6 protein-coding genes are annotated in these 3803 nt (G+C 71.4%); 2 read left to right on the top strand and 4 right to left on the bottom strand.

Features of this window, described 5'->3' with window-relative positions:
• The 3 genes from RMO30_RS03370 to RMO30_RS03360 form a co-directional block, all read right to left on the bottom strand.
• A partial coding sequence (locus tag RMO30_RS03370) for a histidine kinase N-terminal domain-containing protein (protein ID WP_309709511.1) occupies nucleotides 1-175 on the bottom strand: 175 nt, incomplete at its 3' end.
• Nucleotides 176-235: 60 nt separating this feature from the next.
• Complete coding sequence (locus tag RMO30_RS03365; protein ID WP_309709508.1) at nucleotides 236-1447, bottom strand: regulator; 1212 nt, start codon at nucleotides 1445-1447, stop codon at nucleotides 236-238.
• A complete protein-coding gene (locus RMO30_RS03360; protein WP_309709506.1) occupies nucleotides 1444-2097 on the bottom strand; it encodes a hypothetical protein in 654 nt (217 codons plus the stop codon). The genes RMO30_RS03365 and RMO30_RS03360 overlap by 4 nt, the downstream gene beginning before the upstream one ends.
• A gap of 126 nt (nucleotides 2098-2223) precedes the next feature.
• On the opposite strand from RMO30_RS03360, the gene RMO30_RS03355 reads away from it, so the two are divergent.
• Nucleotides 2224-2490 (top strand): helix-turn-helix domain-containing protein, encoded by a 267-nt coding sequence (locus tag RMO30_RS03355; protein WP_309709503.1) that lies wholly within the window; start codon nucleotides 2224-2226, stop codon nucleotides 2488-2490.
• Nucleotides 2491-2493: 3 nt separating this feature from the next.
• Here RMO30_RS03355 and RMO30_RS03350 read toward each other — a convergent pair whose 3' ends face one another.
• Nucleotides 2494-3081: a hypothetical protein gene (locus tag RMO30_RS03350; RefSeq protein WP_309709499.1), complete on the bottom strand. Its 588-nt coding sequence runs from the start codon at nucleotides 3079-3081 to the stop codon at nucleotides 2494-2496.
• A 143-nt stretch (nucleotides 3082-3224) separates the two neighbouring features.
• On the opposite strand from RMO30_RS03350, the gene RMO30_RS03345 reads away from it, so the two are divergent.
• Entirely contained in the window at nucleotides 3225-3677 is a 453-nt protein-coding gene (locus RMO30_RS03345; protein WP_309709497.1) for an Rv3235 family protein, read from the top strand.
• The last annotated feature ends 126 nt before the right edge of the window (nucleotides 3678-3803 follow it).

The following is a 3803-nucleotide window of genomic DNA, read 5'->3' as shown; positions in this document are numbered from 1 at the left end:
ACGGCCGCGCGTGGGCGACGGCGACGAAACCGCCGTCGGCGCTGGGCACCCAGAGCACGATGTCGGCGAACGCCAGGTCGGCGAGCAGCTGGCCGTCAGCGACGAGCAGATGCAGCCACTCGACGTCGGTCGCCGAGCGGTGCTGCGAGAGCATCAGCTCGGAGAGGGTCGCCACGCACCAAGGTTACCCGGGCAGTTGGTTGGCCTCTCGCGCCGAGAACCCGCTTCAGCTCAGCTACCGACGGGCGAGGTCGGCGGCCAGTTTGCGGATGACCGCCCGCGCGGGCGAACGCGGCGCCGCCTCGGCGAGACTCCGGCCGCTCAACAGCGCGGCGTCGAACCCGGCGGGATCCCACGGCACGAGGTGCGCAGGTGTGACGCTGCCGAACCGCTCGAGCGTCGAACGTACTTGGGCGGCCGGATCGAGACCGACAACGCCGGCCCGTACCTTGTTGATCACGACGGTGACGCGATCCGGGGTCACGTGATCGAGCAGGTCGGCGTGACCGCGCAGGAAGCGGGCCAACCCGATCGGATCGGCAGCCCCTACGGCGACGACCCGGTCGGCGCGACGGAGCGTCTCGACCGTCGCGGCGTTGCGGCGCGGTGCCGCGACGTCGCTCACCAGCTCTTCGTCTTGCTCGAGGCTCGCGGCCACATCGACGACCGTGATCCCCGCCCAGCCGCGCACGGCATCCAGCACTCCGGCGACCCGCTCGCCGGTCAGTTCCGGCCAGCGCGCCGGACGCCCGATGCCGGTGAGCACGCGAAAGCTTCCGCGGTGGGTCGACGCGACCCGGTCGAGTTCTGCCGGCGTCAGCGAACCCGTGCCCGCCAACCGGCAGGCGGCGGCGAACCCGGGCGCTTCATCGAGCAGCCCGAGCGACGGCGCGACCGCGGCGCCGTGCGTGTCGGCGTCGGCGAGGGCGACCGAGGCGCCGGTTGCGGCGAGTTCTGCGGCGAGCGCGATCGCCAGGCTCGTGCGACCGGGTGCTCCACCGGGACCCCAGACCGCAATGACGCTCCCTCTGTCGACGGCGCGACGCACCGGTCGATCTGTCATCTGCGCTGCGGAGACCTCGGAGGGAACGTCGATGGGCTGCGACACGGCTACCGGGATGCCGCTGCCGGGCGTCAACAGTGTCCAGGCGGGTGGTCCCGGCACCGGGTCGACGACCCCGAGCCCGGCCGCGAACCGCCGCTCGCGTGAGGAATCGCCGACCACGACAAGGCGCACGCCGTGTGCGTCGCAGGCGGCGACCAGTCGGGTACTCAGGTACGGCGTCGCGGCGGCCGCGATGACGACCTCCGGCTTCACCGCCGCGATCTGCGGGGCGAGCGCGTCGGCATCCGCCACCTGTGCCACCACCCGGTGCCCGTAGCGCACCGCCTCAGCTGCGAGCCGGTCGGCGTCGGCGATCGGGATCGCGAGCCCGACGTCGGTCACGGGGACCCCAGCGGCAGACCGGTGGGCACGACCGCGAGAGCGTCACCGTTCGCGATCGCCTGCAGCAGCCGGGCGACCCGGGTGCGCGGCACAAGCACCTCGACGGTCGACGCGGCTCCGCTCGTGCCGGCGATGAGCGCCTCGTCTTCCAGTACCCGCACCACGGTCGCCTGTGACGCGAGCACAACAGGCGTTCCCGATCGACCGTCGTCGAGCTGGCCCTGATCGAGCGCGACGCCCCAGACATCCACGAGGCTGCCGGTTTCGACGACGGTGCTCACCGGGCCGGCGAGCCGCAGCACGATCGAGGTGGCCCGCACGCCGTCGACCGAACCTGCGGCCGAAAGGGGCACCAGCTGACCGGCCGCGACCGGCTGCGCCACGACGAATCCATCGTCGGGGATCGCCCCGACGAGTAGGTAGAGATCTTCGGCGCCGTCGAGGGCGACGTTGCGCTCGACGAGATCCCCGGCCTCGACCCGGTCTCCGGGAGCCAACGCGTCGCCGGCGGCGTAGACCGCGACGCGGGTATCGGCGGCCGCGACCAGCCCGGTCACGGCGACGACCGAGGCAGCGACGAGCCCCAGGCCGAGCAGGAGCCGCACGTCGATCGCGAAGCGCCGTCGAACTTTCGGGGCTGCATCGGTCATCGGATCCTCCTGGTCGCGCGACGTGAACGGCCCCATGCTCACGTGACGGGGAACCGAGGGGTGGAAGTTCTCCACAACCCGGTGCCGGGCGGGATGTCGGGTCGATGCTGGGCCGATAATCAGACCATGACGCACTCCAACGCTGGGAGACTCGCGCGCTTCTTCACGCTCGCCGAGACCGCCGAGGTGCTCGCCATCTCGGTCAGCCAGGCCTATGCGCTGGTGCGATCGGGTGAGCTCCCGGCGATCAAGGTCGGGGGCAACGGTCACTGGCGGGTCGAGCGCACTGTGCTGCAGGGCTACATCGACGGCAAGTACGAAGAGAACCGCCGCCGTGCGCTCTGGCAGCAAGCGGAGTACGCCGACGTCGCCGAGCTGTTCGTCGAGCGGTAGGGCTCAGAACCGCACGAGGTCGAGGCCCGAGAAGGCCACGATGCGGATGCGGGCCACCGCCGTCGCGCGCCGCGGCTCCCCCGGCGCATGTTCGGCGAGGTCGAGGTGATCGCGTCCGACGTGGTCGATCGTGCCATGCAGCTTCTCGGCACCGACGTGCACCTCGACGGCGGCACGGCGCCGACAGAGGTCGCGCAGCACGAAGGCGAGCCCAATCCGCGCCGACAGTGCGGTCGGCGGCTCGGGGGCGACCTCCGCGCGAAGACTCGCCGCGAGTTGAGCTCCGACCGGATCGAGGGTCGCCAGCGCCGCGAACGGGACGATCGCCGACCGCCGGATGCCGGCATCCAGTTCGCCTGCGAGCCAATCCCGCCCAACGGCGGCGATCGCCACGGCTACCCGTTCGCCTCCGCGCAATGTCACGGCGAGCGGGGATGCCGGGGCCGCGTCCTGCAGGGCGCGGATGCGGTCGCGCAGACTCAGGCGTCCGAGTCGCAGCCGCTCCTCCTCGGCCAGGAGATCAACCTCCTCGGCGTCGAGCTCGGTCGCGAGCTGACTCTCGAGGTCGTCGAAGAGGTTCTGCCAGCGCACGGCGCGACGTTATCCACGGCCGGTCGGCGCGGCAGGCAGTTATCCACAGGGAGGTAGTTCCCATTTACGACCTCGCGCGGGCGTGGTCGGATGGGACCTCCCGCTGGGACGGGATGCACCGGAACCAATTCAGGGAGTTACCGATGACAGTTTCCCAGGCGTCGCACGCCCCGTTTGACGGATCGGCCGCTCGGCAGTTGGAGCCGCGGTTTGCCGCCGACGACTTCTTCGACCAGCAGCCGACCTCCTCAACAGCCTTGCCCGACCCGCGACCGCTCATCGAGAATCTGACGCGCTGCGTGATCGAGATCCTCGCCGGAGCCCGGGAACTCGATCAGATCGCCCGCTGGCTGACCGACGACGTCTACCGGCACCTGCTCAAGCGCGTTGTGATCTCCTCCCGCGCGCGCCAGGCGAAAGGTGCCCAGGCGTTGCGTCCGACGTTCGCAATCGGATCGGTCATCGTCTGCGAACCGCGCGACGGCATCGTCGAGGCGACGGTCGTTGTGCGCGGTCGGGCTCGCGTCCGTGCGGTTGCGCTCCGGCTCGAGGGTCTCGACCGCCGCTGGCGGGCAACCGCCATCCACGTGCTCTAGTCGGAGACCCCTACCGGCGCTTCTCCTGCGCGCGGCGTTGGGCTCGGTTGAGCGGCGGAGCCTGGGGCGCGCCACCCTCCTGTTGGCCGAACGCACCGCGCTGACCCTGACCCGCGGGCGCCGGGC

Origin of the sequence: Pseudolysinimonas sp. (genome assembly GCF_031389465.1) — a bacterium.
Taxonomy (GTDB): domain Bacteria; phylum Actinomycetota; class Actinomycetes; order Actinomycetales; family Microbacteriaceae; genus Pseudolysinimonas_A.
Note: the sequence above shows the minus strand (reverse complement) of the source record. Positions and strands in the feature narration are given on the sequence as shown.

Bases quoted from the DNA above. Each gene is read 5' to 3' on its own strand.
- RMO30_RS03355 (WP_309709503.1), top strand. From the start codon at position 2,224: ATGACGCACTCCAACGCTGGGAGACTCGCGCGCTTCTTCACGCTCGCC.
- RMO30_RS03360 (WP_309709506.1), bottom strand. From the start codon at position 2,097: ATGACCGATGCAGCCCCGAAAGTTCGACGGCGCTTCGCGATCGACGTG.
- RMO30_RS03345 (WP_309709497.1), top strand. From the start codon at position 3,225: ATGACAGTTTCCCAGGCGTCGCACGCCCCGTTTGACGGATCGGCCGCT.